This window comes from Paenibacillus terricola, assembly GCF_014779765.1.
GTDB classification, from domain to species: Bacteria; Bacillota; Bacilli; order Paenibacillales; family Paenibacillaceae; genus Paenibacillus_T; species Paenibacillus_T terricola.
This window is the reverse complement of sequence record NZ_JACXZA010000005.1, coordinates 302,832-324,739: the sequence shown is the minus strand read 5'-3', so window position 1 is coordinate 324,739 and position 21,908 is coordinate 302,832. Positions and strand designations below refer to the sequence as shown.

The 21,908-nt window shown below is 51.5% G+C and carries 19 protein-coding genes; 12 read left to right on the top strand and 7 right to left on the bottom strand.

What is annotated here, in order from left to right; translation table 11 throughout:
• The first annotated feature begins 3 nt into the window (after window positions 1-3).
• A complete protein-coding gene (locus H8B09_RS20325) occupies window positions 4-1,152 on the top strand; it encodes a S1C family serine protease (protein ID WP_191205399.1) in 1,149 nt (382 codons plus the stop codon).
• 63 nt (window positions 1,153-1,215) lie between these two features.
• Here the strand turns inward: H8B09_RS20325 and ssuE are convergent, their stop codons facing one another.
• From ssuE to H8B09_RS20310, 3 genes are all read right to left on the bottom strand, one after another.
• A complete protein-coding gene (ssuE, locus tag H8B09_RS20320; RefSeq protein WP_191205398.1) occupies window positions 1,216-1,764 on the bottom strand; it encodes an NADPH-dependent FMN reductase in 549 nt (182 codons plus the stop codon).
• A gap of 264 nt (window positions 1,765-2,028) precedes the next feature.
• Window positions 2,029-3,000, bottom strand: a complete 972-nt coding sequence (locus tag H8B09_RS20315; protein WP_191205397.1) for a hypothetical protein — start codon at window positions 2,998-3,000, stop codon at window positions 2,029-2,031.
• Window positions 3,001-3,362: 362 nt separating this feature from the next.
• The gene (locus tag H8B09_RS20310) at window positions 3,363-3,977 is read right to left on the bottom strand and encodes a superoxide dismutase (RefSeq protein WP_191205396.1); all 615 of its coding nucleotides are present in this window, start codon (window positions 3,975-3,977) and stop codon (window positions 3,363-3,365) included.
• A gap of 339 nt (window positions 3,978-4,316) precedes the next feature.
• Between H8B09_RS20310 and H8B09_RS20305 the strand changes: the two genes are divergently transcribed.
• The 6 genes from H8B09_RS20305 (at window position 4,317) to folE (ending at window position 8,769) form a co-directional block, all read left to right on the top strand.
• A complete protein-coding gene (locus H8B09_RS20305) occupies window positions 4,317-4,739 on the top strand; it encodes a GNAT family N-acetyltransferase (protein ID WP_191205395.1) in 423 nt (140 codons plus the stop codon).
• A 146-nt stretch (window positions 4,740-4,885) separates the two neighbouring features.
• The gene (locus H8B09_RS20300; protein ID WP_191205394.1) at window positions 4,886-5,452 is read left to right on the top strand and encodes a DUF402 domain-containing protein; all 567 of its coding nucleotides are present in this window, start codon (window positions 4,886-4,888) and stop codon (window positions 5,450-5,452) included.
• Between the two features lie 223 nt (window positions 5,453-5,675).
• Window positions 5,676-6,248, top strand: coding sequence for a signal peptidase I (lepB, locus tag H8B09_RS20295; RefSeq protein WP_191205393.1), 573 nt, complete (start codon window positions 5,676-5,678; stop codon window positions 6,246-6,248).
• Window positions 6,249-6,410: 162 nt separating this feature from the next.
• Window positions 6,411-7,598 (top strand): tRNA epoxyqueuosine(34) reductase QueG, encoded by a 1,188-nt coding sequence (queG, locus tag H8B09_RS20290; protein WP_191205666.1) that lies wholly within the window; start codon window positions 6,411-6,413, stop codon window positions 7,596-7,598.
• A gap of 325 nt (window positions 7,599-7,923) precedes the next feature.
• Window positions 7,924-8,136: a YneF family protein gene (locus H8B09_RS20285; protein WP_110045726.1), complete on the top strand. Its 213-nt coding sequence runs from the start codon at window positions 7,924-7,926 to the stop codon at window positions 8,134-8,136.
• Window positions 8,137-8,175: 39 nt separating this feature from the next.
• On the top strand, window positions 8,176-8,769 hold the full coding sequence (gene folE / locus H8B09_RS20280) for a GTP cyclohydrolase I FolE (RefSeq protein ID WP_191205392.1): 594 nt from the start codon (window positions 8,176-8,178) through the stop codon (window positions 8,767-8,769).
• 299 nt (window positions 8,770-9,068) lie between these two features.
• Here folE and H8B09_RS20275 read toward each other — a convergent pair whose 3' ends face one another.
• Both H8B09_RS20275 and H8B09_RS20270 read right to left on the bottom strand, forming a co-directional pair.
• The gene (locus H8B09_RS20275) at window positions 9,069-10,502 is read right to left on the bottom strand and encodes a Fe-Mn family superoxide dismutase (protein ID WP_318152667.1); all 1,434 of its coding nucleotides are present in this window, start codon (window positions 10,500-10,502) and stop codon (window positions 9,069-9,071) included.
• Between the two features lie 143 nt (window positions 10,503-10,645).
• Window positions 10,646-11,767 carry an alpha/beta hydrolase gene (locus tag H8B09_RS20270; RefSeq protein WP_191205390.1) on the bottom strand — a complete coding sequence of 374 codons (1,122 nt, stop codon included), beginning with the start codon at window positions 11,765-11,767 and terminating at the stop codon, window positions 10,646-10,648.
• 256 nt (window positions 11,768-12,023) lie between these two features.
• Between H8B09_RS20270 and H8B09_RS20265 the strand changes: the two genes are divergently transcribed.
• Window positions 12,024-12,776: an IclR family transcriptional regulator gene (locus H8B09_RS20265; RefSeq protein ID WP_191205389.1), complete on the top strand. Its 753-nt coding sequence runs from the start codon at window positions 12,024-12,026 to the stop codon at window positions 12,774-12,776.
• Window positions 12,777-12,836: 60 nt separating this feature from the next.
• Here the strand turns inward: H8B09_RS20265 and dapA are convergent, their stop codons facing one another.
• A complete protein-coding gene (gene dapA, locus H8B09_RS20260) occupies window positions 12,837-13,769 on the bottom strand; it encodes a 4-hydroxy-tetrahydrodipicolinate synthase (RefSeq protein ID WP_191205388.1) in 933 nt (310 codons plus the stop codon).
• A gap of 139 nt (window positions 13,770-13,908) precedes the next feature.
• Here dapA and H8B09_RS20255 point away from each other — a divergent pair, with 139 nt between their 5' ends.
• The 4 genes from H8B09_RS20255 (at window position 13,909) to H8B09_RS20240 (ending at window position 19,057) form a co-directional block, all read left to right on the top strand.
• Window positions 13,909-14,829 carry a LysR family transcriptional regulator gene (locus tag H8B09_RS20255; RefSeq protein WP_191205387.1) on the top strand — a complete coding sequence of 307 codons (921 nt, stop codon included), beginning with the start codon at window positions 13,909-13,911 and terminating at the stop codon, window positions 14,827-14,829.
• A 270-nt stretch (window positions 14,830-15,099) separates the two neighbouring features.
• Window positions 15,100-15,366, top strand: a complete 267-nt coding sequence (locus H8B09_RS20250) for a CD3324 family protein (RefSeq protein WP_191205386.1) — start codon at window positions 15,100-15,102, stop codon at window positions 15,364-15,366.
• Window positions 15,367-15,530: 164 nt separating this feature from the next.
• Window positions 15,531-17,333, top strand: a complete 1,803-nt coding sequence (locus H8B09_RS20245; RefSeq protein WP_191205385.1) for an ABC transporter ATP-binding protein — start codon at window positions 15,531-15,533, stop codon at window positions 17,331-17,333.
• The gene (locus tag H8B09_RS20240; RefSeq protein ID WP_191205384.1) at window positions 17,300-19,057 is read left to right on the top strand and encodes an ABC transporter ATP-binding protein; all 1,758 of its coding nucleotides are present in this window, start codon (window positions 17,300-17,302) and stop codon (window positions 19,055-19,057) included. Before H8B09_RS20245 ends, H8B09_RS20240 begins: the two co-directional genes overlap by 34 nt.
• 106 nt (window positions 19,058-19,163) lie before the next feature.
• Here the strand turns inward: H8B09_RS20240 and acnA are convergent, their stop codons facing one another.
• Complete coding sequence (gene acnA / locus H8B09_RS20235) at window positions 19,164-21,878, bottom strand: aconitate hydratase AcnA (protein WP_191205383.1); 2,715 nt, start codon at window positions 21,876-21,878, stop codon at window positions 19,164-19,166.
• Window positions 21,879-21,908: the final 30 nt, after the last annotated feature.

Here is a 21,908-nt window from a genome sequence, read left to right as displayed (position 1 = left end):
CACATGAATCGGAACGGATGGATCTGTATTATCGCAAGCTTGCTTGTGCTGCTCGGCGGGACGGTTGGTGTCGTCAAGATTCATAACGACGTGCCTAATCGGTTGACGAACGGCCCGCTGCTGGCGCAGCCGACTGCGGATTCGAATGCAGCGGCAACCGATAAGACGCTGAAGGACATTATTTTTGCAACGCAGAAGTTGGTTGTCATGATCGAGACGGACAATGGCTTGATGGGCTCGGGCTTCCTCTATAACGATCAAGGCGATTTGATTACGAATGGGCATGTCGTTATCGGCGCCCATACGGTAAAGGTAAGGACGGCGGATGCAAGAGAGCTGGAGGGTACCGTTATCGGGATCGGGACAGACTTGGACGTTGCGGTCGTCCGGGTGCCGGAACTGTCGGGAATGAAGCCGCTTGCCATGGAAACCGAGCATGTCGGTGAAATCGGGGACGAGGTCATCGCTATCGGCAGTCCGCTCGGTTATCAGAACACTGTAACGACAGGCATTATAAGCGGGGTAGGGCGAGTGCTTGATATCGACCCTTATTCGTATAAAGATATGTATCAAATATCTGCGCCAATTGCGCACGGCAACAGCGGCGGTCCATTAGTCGATCGCGAGACGGGAGAGGTTATCGGCATTAACTCGGCAGGCGCTGAACAGGGTGCAATCGGCTTCAGCCTCCCAATCGGACAGGTCATGTCGCTGGTCGAAGGCTGGTCGGCTTCTCCAATGACGGAGCTGCCGCACAATATCGCGATGGACTCGGACGTTTTCCAAGAAGGCAGCGTGGGCGACGTAACGTTCGAGGATATGGCTTCATATCTCGTGACACACTTCTATGACAGTCTCAACAGCGGCGATTACGTCTATGCGTATTCCTTGATCGGAAGCACTTGGATTGCCTCGACCTCATACGAAACGTTCCGTGAAGGGTACCTCGGCACGCGGAACATTACGATTGAAGATCTGAATGTAGAAGTGCAGGAAGATGAGCGGGCGGTAGTCACTGCTTACATTACGGCTCAAGAACGGGTAGATGGTGCATTCGTCGACACGCCTTACAAAGTCGTTTATACCGTTGGTTACGAGAATGATCAGTTGAAGCTGCTTAGCGGCAAAGGGCAGCGTATTGCTCAAAAATAACAAATAGGGCTGTCCATGCGATGAATCACGCATGAGACAGCCCTATTTGGTTGATGCTGTAATCTAGGAAGAGCGGCGCGCGAGGTCGATGCGCAGTTCTTCGATTGTACGATCAAGACGTGCCGTCAATTCCTCATTCAATTCGAAGGCGATATCGTTACCTTGACCCGTGCGTGTAACCTGTGAGTCAGTTGCATAAATACTGCTGACATATTGACGAGCGCCAAGCGATGCAAGGACAGGCTTGAGGGAGTAATCGATAGACAGCAGATGCGCAATGGTACCCCCGATGAAGATAGGAGCGACGATCTTCCCATCAAGACCTTTCTGCGGGAGCAAATCCAGGTAGGTCTTGAGAATGCCGCTGTAGGAAGCCTTGTAGACAGGACTTGCAATAATGACCGCGTCGGCTGCTTCAACGAGTGCATTCGCTTCAGCAATCGCTGGGCTGTCGAAGCGGGCGAAGATAAGATCTTCTGCAGGAATCGACGTTACTTGCAGCGTCGTCAGTTCATACTTTGGTTCACGAAGCTGCTGTTCGACATAGTTTGTAACGCCAAGCAGTCTGGAAGACTGGTTCGGAGTAGCGATAATAGATACAATACGGGTCAAGCGGGTTCAACTCCTTCAGATCATTTATTTTCTGTATAAGATTCTAAAATAGAGTAATTCGATAGGCTTAATTTAGATTATAACATATTGAAAGGTTTCTTTCGAGGCTTTTCAGGAAAAGCGACCACATTTTGGAGGGGATTTTCTAGATAATCGATTCGGGTTCTTATAAGGTCTTATTGGTAACAAAAGACTCTGCTCGCCGTTCGCGGAACGTTGAGCAGAGTCTTTATCGTTTTACTCCATAAATTGAAACAAAACTTATTAGTCGACGCCGTTCAGATCATCTTCATCAATGTAGTTGCGTTCTTCCTCGTATTGAATGTTATTGTGATTCAAGTATTCGCTCTCATCCCGTAAAGGCGGGCGAAAGAACAGCTGAAGCTCGACGGAATCACCTGGCTGCAGCGGTACATTCAACAGCGTGGACGGAATTGGACGGCCGTTTAGCGTCAGCACAAAGCTGATGCCATCCGTAATCGGTATGCCGCCAACCGAGATGATTTGACCGCCTGCACCGATTAAAACGACTCCCGTGCTCAGCAGCGCCTGTGCAATCGTAATGCCCGGGAAGAATGCGATTGGGTAGACCTGTGTAATATTCGGGAATACAGCTCCGCCATTTATGAGCACTGTGATCTGAGTTGGTATCGGCAAAGGCACTGGCACAGGTTCAGGTCCAATCGGTATTGGTATTGGAATTGGCACTGGGAACGGTGGCGGGAATATTGGCGGGAAGAATGGCGGGAATGGTGGCCTAGGTGGTGGGAATGGCCCTGGCGGGAATGGCCCAGGCGGGAACGGCGGTCTAGGCGGCGGGAACGGTCCAGGTCCTGGCGGGAACGGCCCAGGTGGGAATGGCCCTGGTCCTGGCGGGAACGGTGGTCTAGGTGGCGGAAACGGTCCAGGCCCTGGCGGGAACGGTCCAGGCGGGAATGGCCCTGGCGGTCCAGGAGGTCTAGGTGGTGGTCCAGGAGGTCTAGGTGGCGGCCCAGGAGGCCCGGGTGGTCCTGGTGGTCCAGGCGGCCGTGGCGGAGGCCCAGGAGGCCCAGGAGGTCTAGGCGGCGGTCCAGGCATAAATCCACGCGGATCGTAGTAATACGCGGCGTCGCTATCGGTCTGCGGCACTTGATATTCCACAACTTGCGCATATGGATCGTATCCCTGCCCATAGTAGCTATCGTACCCGTATGGGTAGCCATATGGGTATCCGTAGCCGTAATAGTTCGGATACATCGGTTTTACGCCTCCTTTGTGCTAAGCGCCTATTTACTTGTTAAATGTATGCTTGGATAGCGTGTACTCTTGCCTATGGAATTGGAGCCATCCATATTGATTTTGTATAGATGTAGTTCAAAAAGTCCGCCTTTGATCACGAAGTGTCACTAGAAGTGTATTCGACATCGAATCTTGAATGGAGCAGAGACTTCCGGTTCTCACGTAGCACATCACTACGCTCCGATCCTCATTCCCTCCTCTCATTCAACCTTCTCGGTGCTGAAAACCGAACTTTTTGAACAGCAATAATAGTGCGCATACGAAAAACGCCGCATCCATGAAGGATGCGGCGCGTGAAGCCCATCAGAGCTTGTCCGAGCTTATTTCGATGCTGCTTCGTAACGATCAGCAACAGCTGCCCAGTTTACAACGTTCCAGAACGCTGCGATGTAGTCAGGGCGTTTGTTCTGGTAGTTCAGGTAGTAAGCATGCTCCCAAACGTCCAGACCAAGGAGTGGCGTGTCGCCTTCCATGATTGGGCTGTCTTGGTTAGGCAGGCTGTATACTTTCAGTTTGCCGTCTTGTCCAACAGCAAGCCAAGCCCAGCCGGAGCCGAAGCGCGTTGCAGCTGCTTTAGCGAAGTCTTCTTTGAATTTATCAAAGCCGCCCAGTTCATTAGCGATTGCGTCAGCCAATTTACCGGATGGAGCGCCGCCAGCGTTAGGGCCGATCGTTTCCCAGAAGAGGGAGTGGTTAGCGTGACCGCCGCCGTTGTTGCGAACAGCAGTGCGGATTGCTTCCGGAACGCTGTTCAGGTCAGCGATCAGATCTTCGATCGATTTGCCTTGCAGCTCAGGAGCGGACTCCAGTGCAGCATTAAGGTTCGTTACGTAAGCGTTATGGTGACGGTCATGGTGAATCATCATCGTCGTTTCATCGATATGCGGTTCGAGCGCATTGTTAGCATAAGGCAAAGCAGGCAATTGATAAGCCATTGATATACCTCCCAAAATTAGGTGTTGATTCAGGTACAATTATCCCTTATTCGCTTGAATAAATCAACATTGTTGTTGCGAAAGTCGAATCATGCAGAACGAAAATAGGATGGGCACAAAGGGTGCCATTTATGTACGAAAAGACCCGTAAAGTGCAGAAAATATGACGAAACCTGATGAAAACGCTTAAATTTAAGCGCTTTCATCGATAAATGGTCGATTTCTTTAAGTTTTTAAAGAATTTTTAAAGTTTTAGAAGGAATTTAAATAGATTTGTCGTATTTTATTCATAAAGGCTTGAATAATTTATGACATCGACTGAGGAGTTGTAACCATCACATGTACGTTCGTTCCTTTCAACTGTCTGACTATGTTCCGGTAACCGAATTACTCGGGACGGTACTTTCGGACGATTGCTACGAACAGACAATGTTAGCTTTTGGGCGACAGTTGTCATGGGATAGCGATCTTGTGCTTGTTGCTGTTGAGGAAGGTGAAATTGTCGGCATGATTATCGGTACGATCGACAATAATAAGGGTTATTATTATCGCGTAGCCGTACTGCCGGAATACCAGCGCCAAGGGATTGGCAAAACGCTTATTAATGGATTGAAGCAGCGTTTTGAGCATCGTCATGTCACTAAGATTATGGTTACGGCCGACGAGCATAATGAGAAAGTGCTGCCGTTGTATGAGAAGCTTGGTTATGCGGCAACCGATTTTTTCCGCTCGTTCCAAAAGCTTAGCATCGTTGCAGGCTAAGGCTGGTCACGCCTTTAAGGGTACGAATTATTCGAGACGGATGGTCTCGATCATTGAAAGCATATCCGACATGCCATTGCAATTGGCGGCCGGATATGCTTTTCTTATACTAATAGAAGTACAAAGAATGCAAGTCAGGTGACGCCATGAACAACTACATGCCATGCATGATCAAGAGCTTCAAGCATAACGGTCGGTTGCATCGGTTCTGGCACCGCAATTGGCTTGTTCCGCAAGAGCGGCTTGCCAAGGAGCATGCCGAGCAGTCCATGCACGTGCTTATCAATCGGCAGACGCCGATTCAGGAGGCTGACGGCAAGCTGTGGACGAGCCGGGTTCCGGCGGTATCGTTCTTTATGCCGGGACAATGGTATAACGTCGTAGCGCTGCTGGAGGACGGCGGTATTCGCTATTATTGCAACGTCGCTTCTCCCATGATGCAGAACGAGGACGTATTCACGTATATCGATTATGATCTGGATGTCATTCGTACAGCGGACGGCGGTATTCATGTCGTCGACCGGGATGAGTACGAGCGGCATAAGCAAATGTATCATTATCCGGATATCGTCCTCGATAAAGTCGAGCAGGGGCTGCAAAGTTTGCTTCGCCGCGCTAAGTCGGCCGATGCGCCGTTCGATGACGAACTCGTGTACCAATATTATGAGGATTGGCAGCGTGAAGCGTCGGAGATCGATTTTACAGAGTTTTAAGTTAAGTGAGTGTTTACGAAGGTGTTTGGGAGAACATCACTCCCAAATGCCTGAGTTTATGCTTACGAAGTAACTTTTGAAGGAAAACCACCTTCAAAAGTAAAGCCTATGCTTACGATGCAAGGTATTTTGGAGAAGAACACTCCAAAATACCTAAGCTTATGCTTACGATGCAGGTTTTTAGGGGGACTGCACCCCTAAAAACCTTTTAGGAGCTGAAATCATGGCCGATCTGGAGTCTGAAACGACCGCGGAACTGGATGATGTGCAGCGGTTTTCGATTCAATGGATGGGATGGATCAAAACCATCTCGATAGCCCTCACGATCGTGCTGCTGCTCCATGCGTTTGTGTTCCATCTGTCGAAGGTGGAAGGTCACTCAATGGAGCCTACGCTGCATGACCACGACTGGCTGTATGTGAACAAATTCGTTTATTTATTCGGGAATCCCAAAATCGGCGATGTCGTCATTTTGGAGGATCCATCGGATAATCCTGATAAGAAGCTGCTGGTGAAACGTGTCATCGGCGTCCCAGGCGACCGAATTGAGATTCGCAATCGGGTGCTGTACCGCAATGGCGAACGAGTGGATGAGACAACGTACACAGACACGGAGATTGACGACCTGGATTTTGGACCATATGAGGTGCCTGATGAGTTCTACTTCGTGATGGGCGATAATCGGCATGCCAGAGCAAGCCGTGACAGCCGTTCCTTCGGACCTGTTATTCGAGATCGCATCAGCGGACGCGTCGATTGGATCGTCTGGCCGACTGGTGACCTTGGATCGTTGTAGAAGCGGAAGAGAGTTATGAGATGAGCGAATGCAGATGGTGCCTGTTCGGGTAGCCCGGGAGTCGGGTGGCTGGGGCGCCGTTTTGTTTTGTATAGACTGTTACAACGTTATGAGGTGAGGACAAGAATGGAGCATCCGCTGCAGGATGAAGGCCAACAGCAAATGGATACGGACCCGACATGGACAGGCTTTGATTGGCAAGCGCTGAAAGCAGAGTTGAAAGCGGCTGCTCCATCACTTGGCATCGATGATATCGGCATAGCGTCGGCTGACCCGTTCACGGAGCTTAAGGAAAGGCTGCTTCGGCATCGGGAGCTTGGGCGGGAGTCCGGGTTTGAAGAACCGGATATTGAATTGCGAACGAATCCTGCGCTGCTGTTCGATCGTCCTGCATCCATCATTGCAATCGCTGTCGCCTATCCATCGAAGCTTCCTGATCCGCCGAAGTCGGAACCGGGGGCGCGAAGAGGTATTTTTGCGCGTGCATCATGGGGAATCGATTATCACAGCGCATTAAGGGACCGGCTTGCCCGGTTGGAGAAATGGTTGGAAGAGCGTGTGCCAGGAATGCGCGCTATGAGTATGGTAGATACAGGCGCATTGTCGGATCGAGCTGTAGCAGAGCGCGCTGGCCTCGGATGGAGCGCGAAGAACTGCTCCATTATTTCACCGAAGCTAGGCTCGTGGATATACCTTGGCGAGACGATTACGAATTTGCCGCTGCCGCCGGATACGCCGCTAGAAGATCAGTGCGGTACATGCAACAAATGTATCGATGCTTGTCCAACTGGCGCGCTTGTAGGACCCGGTCAGCTTGATTCGAATAAATGCGTTTCGTTTCTGACACAGACGAAGACGATGCTGTCGGATACGTATATGCGCAAAATCGGCAATCGGCTTTATGGCTGCGATACATGCCAGATCGTTTGTCCGGCGAACAAGGGTAAGAACTGGACCCATCATCCGGAGCTGCAGCCCGATCCGGAGCTTGCGAAGCCGCTCTTGCTGCCGCTGCTGACGATTGGCAATCGGGAGTTTAAGGAGAAGTTCGGCTCGGCATCGGGCGCTTGGCGCGGCAAGAAGCCGATTCAGCGCAATGCCATTATCGCGCTCGGCAATTTTCGAGAACAATCGGCAGTTCCGGCCCTCATCGACGTTCTTCGGACAGACCCGCGTCCCGAGCTGCGGGGAACGGCGGCATGGTCGCTTGGCATGATCGGTGGGGAAGAGGCGGCAGAGGCACTTCGTATTGCATATACGACAGAGACGAACGAGGAAACATCAGCGGCGATTGCCCGGGCAATGACTGCGCTTTCAGTTGAGTCAGAGCGATCGGGAGAATTGCAGTAAATCAACGCATTTGCAGGAAAAATCATCGTTTGCGCTCTATTTGCGATCATGCTATCATTAGATGCAATATGCCTATATACGCACCATTCTGCGAGAATCGCGTATAAGAGGTCGTTCAAAAAGTCCGTTTTTGATCACGAAGCAACACTAGAAGTGAATTCGGCATCGAATCTTGGATGAAGCTGAGACTTCCGGTTCTCACGTAGCAAACCACTACGCTCCGATCCTCATTCCCCGCTTGATCCAACCTTCTTGGTGCTGAAAACCGAACTTTTTGAACACTGTTATTAAGAGTCGAATGGGATAAGGACAGGTGACATTGACCATGTGGATTACAATTACAGCCATCGTGGCTTTGATTGTCGGCGCAGCCGGCGGTTTCTTCGCAGGAGTCTTCTACCTGCGTAAGCAGCTCGAGAAAATGCAGAGCGATCCAGAAATGCTGACCAAAATGGCGAAGCAAATGGGTTACAACTTGAATGGCCAGCAAATGAAAAAAGCACAACAAATGATGCGCAATCAGAAGTTTAAACGATAAGAAACGGTAGTTTCTGCGCGTCCGGAAGGAGGAAGTCGGATGGCGGGCAAGAAGGATTACGTCAATTCTATGGTTACGAGCAATCGCGACCAGATCGAATATCATGTACGTGAGATACTGAAGCTTATTGGAGAAGATGTCGAACGCGAAGGATTGCAGGAGACACCGGCTCGAGTAGCTCGCATGTACGAAGAAATTTTTGCAGGATACGAGGTTGATCCTCGCGAGGTGCTGGGTGTAACTTTCGATGAGCAGCATGAAGAGCTGGTCATCGTGAAGGATATTGTCTACTACAGCCAATGCGAGCACCATATGGCGCCGTTCTTCGGTAAGGTGCATATCGGTTACATCCCAAGCGGCAAAATCGTCGGACTCAGCAAGCTTGCTCGCCTCGTAGAGGCAGTCAGCCGCAAGCTGCAGGTACAAGAACGGATTACGTCGCAAATCGCTGACATTCTAATGGAAGAACTGAAGCCGCATGGCGTCATGGTTGTCGTCGATGGCGAGCATCTGTGCATGTGCGCGCGCGGTGTGAAGAAGACGGGCAGCAAGACGGTAACGTCTGCTGTACGCGGCCAATTCCATGGCAATGCTGCAGCACGTGCGGAATTTATGGCATTGATTAAAGATTAATATCGAATATGCAATGAAGGAGCCTCCGACTTACCGTTTACATAGCGGCGAGTCGGAGGCTTTTTTCATTACATAAGAGTTTTAAGCTTTGTAAACACACTAGCAAGCTCGAACGAAAGTTGTGCCCCATAGGAGCACACGACTCCCATCGCGCAGTATCTTACACTCATCTCAGTCTCGCCATCGCCCGATTCCGGGGTCCAGGGGTAAAGGTTTCCGTAAGGAAACCACATCGGGAGCATTAGCTTAAACCCACGGGGCCCTCCCTTGCAGGGAGGGTTTGGGTGGGTAGAATCCTATCAGAAAGGCTCCCAGATAAGCTTGCTAGCCTGTTCGAAGCGTTGATTGACGAAAGGCCAATTGACGACATTCCACCAGCTCGTAATATAGTTAGCTCGATTATTCTGATGCTTCAAGTAGTAGGCATGCTCCCACACGTCGAGCGGCAGAATCGGGACAACGTCCCATTGGGACAAGTTCTGATGCTTCTCTGCGGTTAGAATCTCAAGCCGCCTAGCGCGAGGGCTCCAGACAAGAATTGCCCAGCCGCCGCCTTCGACTTTGTTCGCAGCTTCGGTGAACTGCTTCTTAAACGCCTCATAGCTGCCGAAATCCTGCCTGATCTGAGCAGCGAGCGGGCCTGATGGCTGACCGCCTGCATTAGGTCCCATGACCGTCCAGAACAGCGTGTGCAGATAGTGGCCGGCGCCGTTGAACGCAAGCTCACGCTCCCAATGCTTGACAAGATCGAACTGGCCGTTCTGTCTTGCTTGCTGCAGCTCACGCTCCGCTTTGTTCAGGCCATCGACGTAGCTCTGATGATGCTTGTCGTGATGGATGCGCATCGTTGTTTCGTCGATATAAGGTTCTAATGCATTGTAGGCATATGGAAGCGGAGGGAGACGATGACCGCCGATTGGGACTTGCGTCACAGGGGCGCGTTCCTCGTTATCGGCATTAGCGGCCCCAAGTGCGGTTTCGGTTAAAGAAGATGATTCTGAATGAGCGACAGCGTTCGGTATAGGCTCAGAGGCCCCTGGAGCAGGCGCTGGCGGCTCCGGCCGTTCGTCTACGGTATCAACGAGCTGAACGACTGGCGGCGTATGGACGGCAACCTGCGGGCTGGTCGACTCGCTTGTCTTCAGGCTGGCAGCGGGCGAGGGAGAAGTGTTGGTATATGCGGGTGCAGGTTTGGCAGGGCGAGGCCTTACAGCGCCATTCCTTCCTGCCTTGCGCGTGTCTGCGAGACGGTCAGCTTCGGTCAAATCGTCTGACTGGCTTCTGCTCTCGAACACTGCTTGCTGTGTATACCGATACGAATCCTGCACGCCTAAGAAGCCATTCGATTCGCGCACGGCATGCAGAACGAATGATTTGGCTGCCGGATTAGCGGAGAGAGAGGGGCTTTTCTCGAGCAGCTGCAGCAGATGCTCGACGAACCGCTGCGACTGGTACGCAGAAGCCTGCAGCAGCAGTTCTGCGCGGGTGATGGTCTTCTCTTCGCTGGGTTCTTCGTTCGCCCCGCGCGAGAGCGCTTCGTTCAAGCAGCGGTCTGCAACTCGTTCAGCCGCACGAAGCGGCTGCTCCCATTCCGAGAGCAGCCATGCATATTCCTGCTCCAATCCTGGCGCAAATCGGCGAATGACGGCGGCATGCTCGATTTCTTGCCTTTTCCAATCGCGGATCTCTTCCAGCAGTCGAAGCGGTGTCTGTGGTCCATATACAAAAAGCACGACATCAGCCTCCTTGTTCATGACACTTGAGCGTCCGATTGTCTGTACTCCGATTGACGGGAGAACAAACGTATACGCTTAAGATGTATTCATGACGATGCGGAGCTATGTCGTGCTTTTGGACCATGAATAGGCTTTTATCATTAGAGCATGATGGAATCGACAGGAGCAGCGTCCTCAGCACCATTGGCGTCAGCATGCTGCTGATGCACTTGGCCAAGGAACAGCGCGGCGCGTTGAATATATTCTTTGGCATGAACTTGGAACAACAATTCATGCTTGCCGCCCTGGACGATCCACTCCTGCGACAGCGGGTTCGACTGATGATGTGCGATCTGATCCGCAATCTCGTATGGGGCTTTCGTATCCTCGGTTCCATGCATGATGAACAGCGGGATCGGGTAATCCTTCACCATCACTTCCTTCGCTGGGATGCCGCTGAACGAAGTGCCTGTGAATGCTGGGAGCATCATCTCAATAAGCGGCAGTGATGGATATTTGGGAAGCGGCAGCACTTGGGTAACGTTATGGAACAACGTGTCCGGGCTCGGCAGGAAGAGACTGTCGAGCAGCATTGCATCGATATCGTCAGTCTGAAGTCCTGCTTGCAGCGCCGTTCCAGCGCCCATCGAGAAGCCCCAGACGATAATCTCGGATGCGCCGCGCTCTTTGACATATTGAACAGCTGCCAGCAGTTGCTGCGATTCCTCGTAACCGCCTGTTGCCGGCGCTTTATAGTCGGTGGATGCATAGCCGTAGTCAAACATGAACACATTGTAATTCAGCCGATGCAGCAACGCTGCAAGGTCATACATCGGGACCCATGTTTCTTCGCGATTGGCACCATAGCCATGGCTGAAAATAACGGTGCGCTGTGACTCATTAGCTTGCGTCACGCTGGCAGCTGCAGCTGTCTGAGCGGCGAGCTGCGGACCATCGTTATCGCAGGCAGGGATGAACCAACCGCCAACGGTTGTACGGCCGCTCTTGCTTGGGAAAGCCGTGTCTTCGTACGGGAGACCCGCGGCTTCCATCGGATTCGAGTAGAGAGGGGCTACATACGGGTGCGCGAGCATCCATGCAATGTAACCATGGAATGCGACTACAGCAAGCACACATAGCGCAGCGGCGGCGGATACAGCAGCGAACAGGGCATGCTTGCCGCTCTTGCGACGGCTGACGGCACGCGGTGAAGGCAGCGGCTGTATGATGGGTGCCGGTAGACTGTTGACTGGCAATGGTGTTGGTAGAATGGTACTGCTCATCCGGAACATCCCCTCTCGATGGAAGCGCTTTAGTCTGTTAGTACTACCATCGTATGACCATCGTACAAGTGTGTCAATCGATGTCGATGAGATGTTAGCCGTTTGTAATATAGTTGAAATATAATGAGTTTATCTTTACGTTAATCGCGGTTTCAGTTATACTAAATGCAACGATGTTTCATTGTGTGAAACAATATTTAACCAAATCTATTGGTATTTAATAGAATGAATAAGCGGCAGGGGAGGGCGAGTGACGATGGCAGAGGAAGGCAAATCGACCGTAAGAGCAGTCGAACGGGCGCTTGATATATTGCAATGCTTTACATTGGGCACGGACTTTGCAATGACTGAGATAGCAGAGCGTGTCGGTCTGCACAAGAGCACGGTTCACCGCATGCTGTCGACGCTGGAGGATCGGGGCTTCGTAGAACGGGATAGCGGAACGGAGCGCTATCGGCTCGGCTTCCGCGTATGGGAGTTGTCCGCGCACTTGACGTCTTCTGATGACCCTGCAGTCATCTGGCAGCCGGAGATGGAACGGCTTCGCAACACAGTGGGCGAGACGGTTAGTCTCTACGTACGAAGCGGTGGAGAACGTATCCGTATTCAAGCGGTGCAGAGCAATCAAGCGGTGCGGAGGGTTGCAACTGTCGGGGCGCGACTGCCGCTCTACGTTGGCGCTTCGAGCAAGGTACTGATTGCATTCGCAGACGAGCCGACGCAGGCAGAGATATGGACGGAGCTTGAGTCGTTGCAGCCTGATGCGGTCAACCGCCATATGTTCGAGTGCCAGATGACCGAGATTCGCCGCAATGGCTATGCGACCAGCATCGAGGAGCGCGAGCCTGGTGCTGCTGCTGTCTCGGCGCCGATCTACGACCGCCATCAGCGGTTAATCGCCGCGTTATCCGTATCGGGCCCCTCGAGCCGTTTGACGCCGGAACGAATGCGAGAAATCGCGCCAACTGTAATCGAGGCTGCCAGTCGTATGGGTACGATGGCACGTTAATGTGAAACAAGCCTTTATCCTGGCTGGATAGCCGGGATAAAGGCTTTTTATAATACGCGTTTATTTCCCAACATACGGTCCTTCCGCCAACAGCTGACCCAAATCAGCCTGCAGACCAGCTGTAATCGGCGTCATCGGCAGACGCAAGGTATCGCTGGCCAGCAGTCCTTGCTGCTTGAGCAGCCATTTGATTGGTGCTGGATTGGATTCGCGGAACAGCAGCTCGATGAGCGGCAGTAAACGATTGAATGTGTTAAGCGATTCGCTGTACCGTCCTTCAGTAGCCAATCGGTAAACTTCCAGGAATGAATCTGTCTCTACGTGAGCGGAAGCTAGCATTCCGCCGCTGGCGCCTTGGCATAACATGGCGTGAAACAGCCGGTCTTCCCCGCACAACACAGGTTTGCTGTTTCCGCTGGCAGTTAGCGCCGAGACGAAGTCCGTGCTGCCCGTGCTATCTTTGAGTCCAATTACGCCATCAATGTCCAGTATGCGCCGCATCGTGCTCACATCTACACGTACACCGGTCCGGGAAGGAATCTCATATGCGAGAACGGGTACGCCGACCTTTGCAATCTGTTCGTAATGTGCGACAATACCTTCTTGCGATGGTCGGCTGTAGTAAGGAGTGACGACAAGAACGGCATCCGCCCCCATGCTGCCAGCCATCTCGGCGCGCCTTGCAGAAGCCCTAGTGTCATTCGTGCCAACGCCAACAATGATTGGCATCGAGTTCTGATCAGATCCTCTTACAGGCTCCTGTCCCGGTCTATTCTTCGTAATCGCAGTCATAGATTGCATGAGTGTACTTACTTCTTCCCAAGCAACCGTAGGCGACTCTCCCGTAGTACCATTGAGTACAATGCCTTGAATATCATGCGTCTGCAGTTGGGTGACCATTCGCTCGAACGATGCAAGATCTAGCTCTCCGCTAGGCAGGAACGGAGTCACGATAGGAACGAATATACCTTGTATTTGGTGTTCGCTTAACATTGCCGCAGCCTCCTCGTAATCGATTGGTTTAACTTTAACATGACAAGGACCATCACTGTTATCTATAATAATTGATATCTGGCATCAATAATTTCGATAATACAATCCATTCAACAGTCGCAAGAAAGGGTGGTGAAGCATGGAACTGACTTATCTGCACACCTTTCGCGAGGTGGCTGTTCGGCAAAGCATCACGAAAGCGGCTGATGCGCTCGGCTATGCCCAGTCCAGCGTTACGACTCAAATTCAGAAGCTGGAAAAAGCGTACGACGTTCAGTTGTTCGAGCGTTTCGGCAAAGGACTTCGGCTGACGACGGCAGGTGAGGAGCTGTTATCAATCGCTAATCAAATGCTCGAGTTGTACCAACAGTCGAAGGAGAAGCTTGCGCAGCAAGGCGGAGGGACGATGACGATTGGCACGATTGACTCTCTCGCTGCGTACTATTTGCCCCCTTTTATCCAAAATATCCGTAACCTTCATCCTCAGCTGTCGATTCGTCTTCAATCGGAGAATGAGCCAGCCATCGTAAGCAAAGTGAGAGAAGGCGAACTCGACTTTGGACTATTGCTCGATCAGCATCATCAGCCGACCGCGAACGATCCGTCGCTTTCATGGATAACGCTTCGATCAGAGCCGCTCGTTATTGTCGCTCGTCCCGATCACCCGCTTGCGAATTCGAATATGGATCCTCAGCGCCAACAGCCGCTAACGCTCGTCGATCTTGCCGATCAGGAGTGGATGATGACGGAGGGCAGCTGCAACTATCGGATTTTGCTCGAAAAGTTGCTGCGGTCGAAAGTCATCCCTTACCGTATTGGCATAGAGCTCGGCAATCCTGAGGCGATCAAGCGATGCGTCCGTGCAGGGTCGGGCATTGCCATTCTGCCGCGCATGGCGGCAGAGGAAGAGCTGCGGCGCGGCGAGCTGGCTGTGCTGCCGGTGGAACACCCTGAGCTCAGTCTGTCGCTGCTGCTCGTGCATCATCCGAAGAAGTGGATGTCCCGTGCAATGCAGGAGTTTATCGAGCTGCTGCGCTGCAATAAAGCAGCAGTTGAATAAGTCGGATGTTTATTATGTGAAATAGTAGTAATATAGGTACTATATGAAAATCTATCAAATGAGACAAAAGGAGGAACGCATTCATATGAATTCATATCTGCATGTATTACCTAGCAGCTCTATGCAAAGTTTGTCCTATGGACAACAGCGGTAATTTGTATAGAGCTTACTATTATCATTAACCGCGTTTAATACCCAGTCTAGCCGGGTTGTTCGTAGGCTTACTTTGCTCCCTTAAAGATTCCACTATTTTAAGGAGCGGAAGCCGCGATGAAATATGTTAATGCAAATCTAGTATTACCCGAAGAACTGCTGAAGGAAATACAGAAGTATGTGCATGGCGAGTTATTGTACGTGCCGAAACTTAAAGAACTGCGCAAGAAATGGGGCGAAGAGTCTGGAAGCCGGCAGCAGATTCGTCATCGCAACAACGAGATTCGCCACCGTTTTCAATCGGGTGAGTCGATCGAGCAGCTAGCGAATTGCTTCTATTTATCCTCCTGCAGCATTAAGAAGATCGTATATGTCTCCAAATAAACGATATTTGAGCCGCATCGGTGTCTAACCGATGCGGCTCTTTGTGTTGAATAAACAGTTTAAATCTATTTTTTCTCTATATGAGGGCAGAAGCCTCGAATACGATATCAAGTAGCAACTACTTCAACCACCGATCGTCTATTAACGATAAAAGGAGATCAGATTTGGAAACATCGACTACAATGCATTCGACCTTCCGTTCTTTCCTGTGGCTGCTTAGGCAGTCTAATTCAGAGAGAGGGGCTTATGGTCTTCTTATTGCAACGTCACTACTCTCAACTGTGCTTGGTCTTGGAATTGTCGAAGCCACGCGAAGAATCATTACAGGCGCTGCGGAGCAGTCGCTCGCGCCTATCTATAGTGGGCTGATCATAGGATTAGCTGCAGTTGCAGCTCAATTCATAAATCAGCTCGTCATTACTTGGCTGAAGGCGACTGTCGATAACCGAGCAACTACAAGGCTTCAGCTTAAGCTTCTAAGGAAAGTCGCGACCCAACATGGAATGAAAATAGAACAATATCACAGTTCGGAACTGTACGGGAGAATTACCGATTCGGTAGCTGAAGCTCAAAGTGGGCTGAACGATAAACTAATCCGTCTTGTCACCAATCTAGTGCAGCTGCTTGTATCGTTCACCTACTTCAGTTGGCTGAATCTTCCCCTCGCGCTGGGCATGGTTGGGTTCGCCGTGGCATTCCCTCTCTTGGTATATCCTCTTACCGGTCGCCTTAATCGGCATCATGCTCGAAGGCATGAGGAAATGGCAAATAGCGATATATTGCTGCAGGATGCTATCCAAGGCGGGCTAAACGTGCGTGCGCTCTCAATCAGAGGTCTACTGCTTAATAAATTTACAAATAAAATCGAGACGGTACGAAAGCGAAATACAGCCATTGCGGCATACGATGGGATGTTCGATTTTGCTAATCGCGGACTGATGTACGGCGGGATGTTGTTCATACTGGGCTTTGGGGGTTACCAAGTGCTGCGGGGCAGCTTGACGGTTGGAGGACTGACAGCCTTCGTGGCAGCGAGCGGCAAGTTAACTGGCCCTCTCCGATCTATTGCGGGAATGTGGAACGAGTTGATTGCTTCCCTCTCGCATACAAGTCGATTTGCGAAATTGCTTGATTGGCCTGAAGAAGTAACGGACGGATATTCGTCACCTGCGACTCTTGATCCAGCCGGAGTGACGATTCAAGTATCTCAGCTTTCTTACGGCTACGAAGGCAAACCGTCCGTGTTGAACGAGATCGATATGAAGATTAATCAAGGAGAGTTGACCGTTATTCTTGGTAAAAGCGGCTGCGGTAAATCGACGCTTCTTAGGCTTCTAGCGAAATTGGACGAGCCGGCTTCTGGGAGGATCGAGACTAACCAATCTTCGCTCGAGGAACAGTCTGCGCAAGCGTGGCATGCGAAGATCGGTTACGTACCGCAGGCAAGCCTGCTTTTTACGGGGACCATACGAGATAATATTTGCTTCGGGAAGCTTGATGCCACGCAAGCTGATATTGAACAAGCCGCAATAATCGCTCAGATTCATGATCGCATTATGCAACTGCCCAATACGTACGAGACGACAATCAGAGAGAAAGAGGACAATATGCTGTCCGGGGGAGAGCTGCAGCGGATGGCGCTTGCCAGAGCGATTGTACGCAACCCTGCACTCTTGCTGCTAGACGAGCCGACCGCGTCGCTCGATCCAATAACAGAATCGCAGTTGATGTCGGCCTTACACCAATTCCGCTCCAAGAAGACGGTTGTACTCGTCACGCACAAACTGTCGATTGCACAGCAGGCAGATCAGATTATTGTACTGGAGGACGGGATGGTAGCAGAATCAGGCTCGCATGCACAATTAATAAGCTTAGGAGGTCGTTATTGTGCCTGGACTAGCGAGAATGAAGTAGGAGAGGTGAACAGTTTCGCATGCGTTCATATTGGCAATCCGTTCGTACATTAGGGACACAGCTTTTATTTATTACGAGATATGTAAGGAGATATCCGCTGCTTCTACTATGGTTTCCAGTCCTCATTGCAGTTGATATTACGTTCGATATCGGAATTGCCAGAATGCAAGGCTTATTCATCGATACGGCACATGCAGGGAAAGCGGCCGAATTGACCTCTGCTATCCTGTGGTCGGTGTTTCTACTCGTTGCAGCGATAAGTCTTATCGTCATGCAACGGTATACGCTTCGCCTATTGCAAGGCCTTGTACGGCGCGATTTGTCCGTGGACTTATTTCGCACCGTCCATAATCGAACCTATGAATCTATGCAGCGTTATTCCAGCAGCGATATCATTACACGCATTCGAACGGATACAGTGTCCGGTTCCGATATCGTGGAGGCCTCCATTGAATTCGTGACGGTGGTCAGTATTATTGGTATCTCGTTCCTCTATCTGCTGACTATTGACATATCGTTAGCCGTATTCGCCTTAATTGGGGCACCGCTGCTGCTGCTGATTGGTCGTATGTTTGACCGCCGGATTGAAAGACTGTCCGCTTCAATACAAGCGATGGAAGGCGATATCCGAGGTATGACCCAAGAGATTCTGCAGGGGATGGACATCGTTCGGATCTACGGGGTGAGTGACCTGCTTCTGCAACGCATAACCGCTCAGAGAGAGCGGATGAATCAGGTCCGACGGAAGCTGGATATGACTCGTAGTCTTAGCGCCAATCTGACGGAAGCTGTGTTCTATCAACTTCATATTGGCGCGCTGATTCTTATCAGTCTTGCTGCTGTTCGGGGCGCACTCTCACCAGGGATGATTGCAACGTTCAGCCTGCTGTTTGAATTGGTTATTTGGCCGATCATTGGATTATCAGAGCAGTGGAACCGACTCTATGAGGGCGGAGGGGCATTCGGACGTATTCAAGAGCTGTTCTCACTTACGGAAGCGGCTACGAAGAATGGTGAAACTGCTGATAAGCGAACGCTTGTGGAGATGAAGGAAGTGACGTACCACCCTTCAACCGTACAGAGTCCAATTATTAATAAGGTGGATTTTGTTCTTCGACAAGGTGAAATTGTTGCAGTCGTCGGTGCAAGCGGGGCAGGAAAATCGACTTTTGCGGAGCTATGCAGCGGGTTGCGTCGTCCAACTGCCGGCACGGTCAAGTTAAGCCGTTCACTGGAGCTGCATGATCGATCGGATACGCTGCATTTGGCACAGAAACCTTATCTATTCACGGGTTCAGTCAGTGAGAATATCAGTCTGTCCGCAGAATCAGCGGGGGAGCAAGAGGTGGCAGCGGCTGCAGTTCAAGCCTGCATAGACGAGGATATTGAGCGGCTCGTATCCAAGTACGAATCAAGTGTAGGAGAGCAGGGAGAAGAATTATCGGGCGGTCAGAGGCAGCGGCTCGGTTTATCGCGATTGTATATGAATAAGCCTGATCTAATTGTGATGGATGAACCGACGTCAGCCTTGGATGTAAGTACAGAAAAGCGAGTTCTGAAGCAGATGAAGCCTTGGCTTGCAGGCAGAACAGCGTTGATTATTACCCATCGCATGGACCTCGTTACCTCACTGGCCACTCGCGTTGTTGTCATGGACAGAGGCCAGATCATTGAAGACGGTACACATGAACAGCTGATGCTTCAGAATGGCAGATATGCAAGGCTGGTCCATCTTTCCGACATAGAGTTTCCGAATGGAGCTGCAGTTGGAGAATGATAAAATAATGGCCTGTAAGCCGAAGCGGTATTCGCCGCTTGGCTTACAGGCCATTGTAATGTCGGACAGCCTGCACCGCAGTTGCGATGCAGGCCGCCCTAACAGATTACTTCATGTTTGCGATCATTTGACGCAGAACCGTTTGCAGGATACCGCTGTTACGGTAGTAGTCAACGTCCACGAGGGAGTCGAGGCGCACGATAGCTTGGAAGTCGAACTTCGAGCCGTCTTCGCGCGTAGCCGTTACCGTAACCAGTTGACCTGGTTGAACGTCGTTGCTCAGACCTTGGATATCGAACGTTTCGCGGCCCGTAATTCCGAGCGACGACCAGCTTTGGCCTGCTTGGAATTGGAGCGGAAGAACGCCCATGCCCACGAGGTTGGAACGGTGAATACGCTCGAAGCTCTCTGCGATAACTGCTTTAACACCGAGGAGGAACGTACCTTTGGCTGCCCAGTCGCGGGAACTGCCCGTACCGTACTCTTTGCCTGCGATAACAACGAGGTTTTTGCCTTCTGCTTGATATTTCATCGAAGCATCGTAGATCGACATTACTTCGTCCGTAGGCAGGTATTTCGTTACGCCGCCTTCCGTACCTGGTGCAACTTGGTTGCGGATACGGATGTTAGCGAACGTACCGCGCATCATCACTTCGTGGTGACCGCGACGCGAGCCGTACGAGTTGAAGTCTTCGCGCTTAACGCCATGCTCGATCAAGTATTTGCCGGCAGGGCTGTCAGCTTTGATGTTACCAGCTGGCGAGATGTGGTCCGTCGTAACGGAGTCGCCGAGCAGGGCAAGAACGTTCGAGCCGTTGATGTCAGCGATGTCGCCAACGTCAGCGCCCAGGTTCGCGAAGAATGGTGGGTTCGCGATGTACGTCGAGCTTTCATCCCACTCGTAGCTTTCGCCTTCTGGTACGTCGATTGCGTTCCAACGCTCGTTTTGCGTGAAGACGTTGGCATACTTGTCGCGGAAGATTTGCGGGCTCATCGCCGTGCTGATTGCTTCTTGGATCTCCGCTTTCGTTGGCCAGATGTCTTTCAGGTAAACCGGTTGGTTGTCTTGGTCGTAACCGATTGGATCGTTCGCCAGGTCGATGTTAACCGTACCAGCCAATGCGTACGCAACAACGAGTGGAGGCGATGCCAGGTAGTTAGCCTTGACTTGCGCGTGGACGCGACCTTCGAAGTTACGGTTACCGGACAGTACAGCCGCTACCGTCATGTCGTTGTCAGCAATTGCTTGACCAACTTCATCTGGCAGTGGACCGGAGTTACCGATACAAGTTGCGCAGCCATAACCAGCAACGTGGAAGCCGATAGCTTCGAGCGGCTCGATCAGGCCAGCATTCTTCAGATATTCCGTAACAACCAGGGAACCTGGCGTCAGGGACGATTTCACGTAACCTGGTTTCGTCAGACCGCGAGCGACTGCTTTCTTCGCTACGAGACCAGCGCCAACCATTACGCTTGGGTTCGATGTGTTCGTGCAGGACGTGATTGCTGCGATAACGACAGCGCCCGTACCCATCTTGCTAGCATCGCCGTTCGGATGCTTCACATCAACCTGCTGCTCAATCTTCTCTTCGGACAGGCCGTAGCCGCCTTTGTCGATTGGCGTGCGGATGATGCTGTTGAACGCTTCTTTCATCGCTGTCAGTTCTACGCGGTCTTGCGGACGCTTAGGACCTGCGAGCGATGGAACAACCGTCGACATGTCGAGTTCGATAACGTCTGTGAAGATTGGATCAGCCAGATCGTCCGTACGGAACATGCCTTGCTCTTTGTAATAAGCTTCAACGAGCTTCACTTGATCTTCATCGCGACCCGTCGAACGAAGGAACGCAAGCGCCTCGTCGTCGACTGGGAAGAAGCCGATCGTAGCACCGTATTCAGGTGCCATGTTAGCAACCGTAGCACGGTCAGCAAGGCTGATGTTCGACAGGCCGGAGCCGTAGAACTCAACGAATTTACCTACAACGCCCTTCTTACGGAGCATCTGAGTAACCGTCAGTGCAAGGTCAGTTGCCGTGGAGCCGTCTGGCAGGCTGCCAGTCAGCTTGAAGCCGATAACTTCCGGCATTACGAAGTAGAGTGGTTGACCGAGCATGCCAGCTTCTGCCTCGATGCCGCCAACGCCCCAGCCTACTACGCCAAGACCGTTGATCATCGTTGTATGGGAGTCCGTACCAACGAGCGAGTCTGGATATACGACAGTTTCGCCGTCAACCGTCTTCGTAGCTGCTACAGATGCGAGATATTCAAGGTTAACTTGGTGAACGATACCCGTTGCCGGTGGAACCGCACGGAAGTTATCGAACGCCGTTTGCGCCCAACGGAGGAACTTGTAACGCTCTGCGTTCCGTTGGAATTCATATTTCATGTTCGTCTCAAGCGCATCTGGGGAACCAAATGCGTCGACCATGACGGAGTGGTCGATTACGAGGTCAACCGGTACGAGCGGGTTGATGCGTTTAGGGTCGCCGCCAGCTTTCTTAACCGTGTCGCGCATTGCTGCAAGGTCAACGACTACTGGTACGCCAGTGAAGTCCTGCAGAACGATACGAGCTGGGATGAACGGAATTTCTTTGTCCGAACGAGCTTCAGCCCAAGTAGCGAGTTGTTTAACATGCTCTTCCGTGATGCCGCGGCCGTCGAATTGACGGATCGCTGCTTCGAGCAGCACTTTAATGGAGAATGGGAGCTTGGAAATGCTGCCGAGTCCTTGCTTCTCGAGCGCTGGCAGGTTGTAGTACGCATACGACTTGCCGCCGGATTCCAGCGTCGAGCGTACGCCGTATTGGTCTTGCTTAGCCATGTACAATAACGCCTCCTTAAAGATAAATGC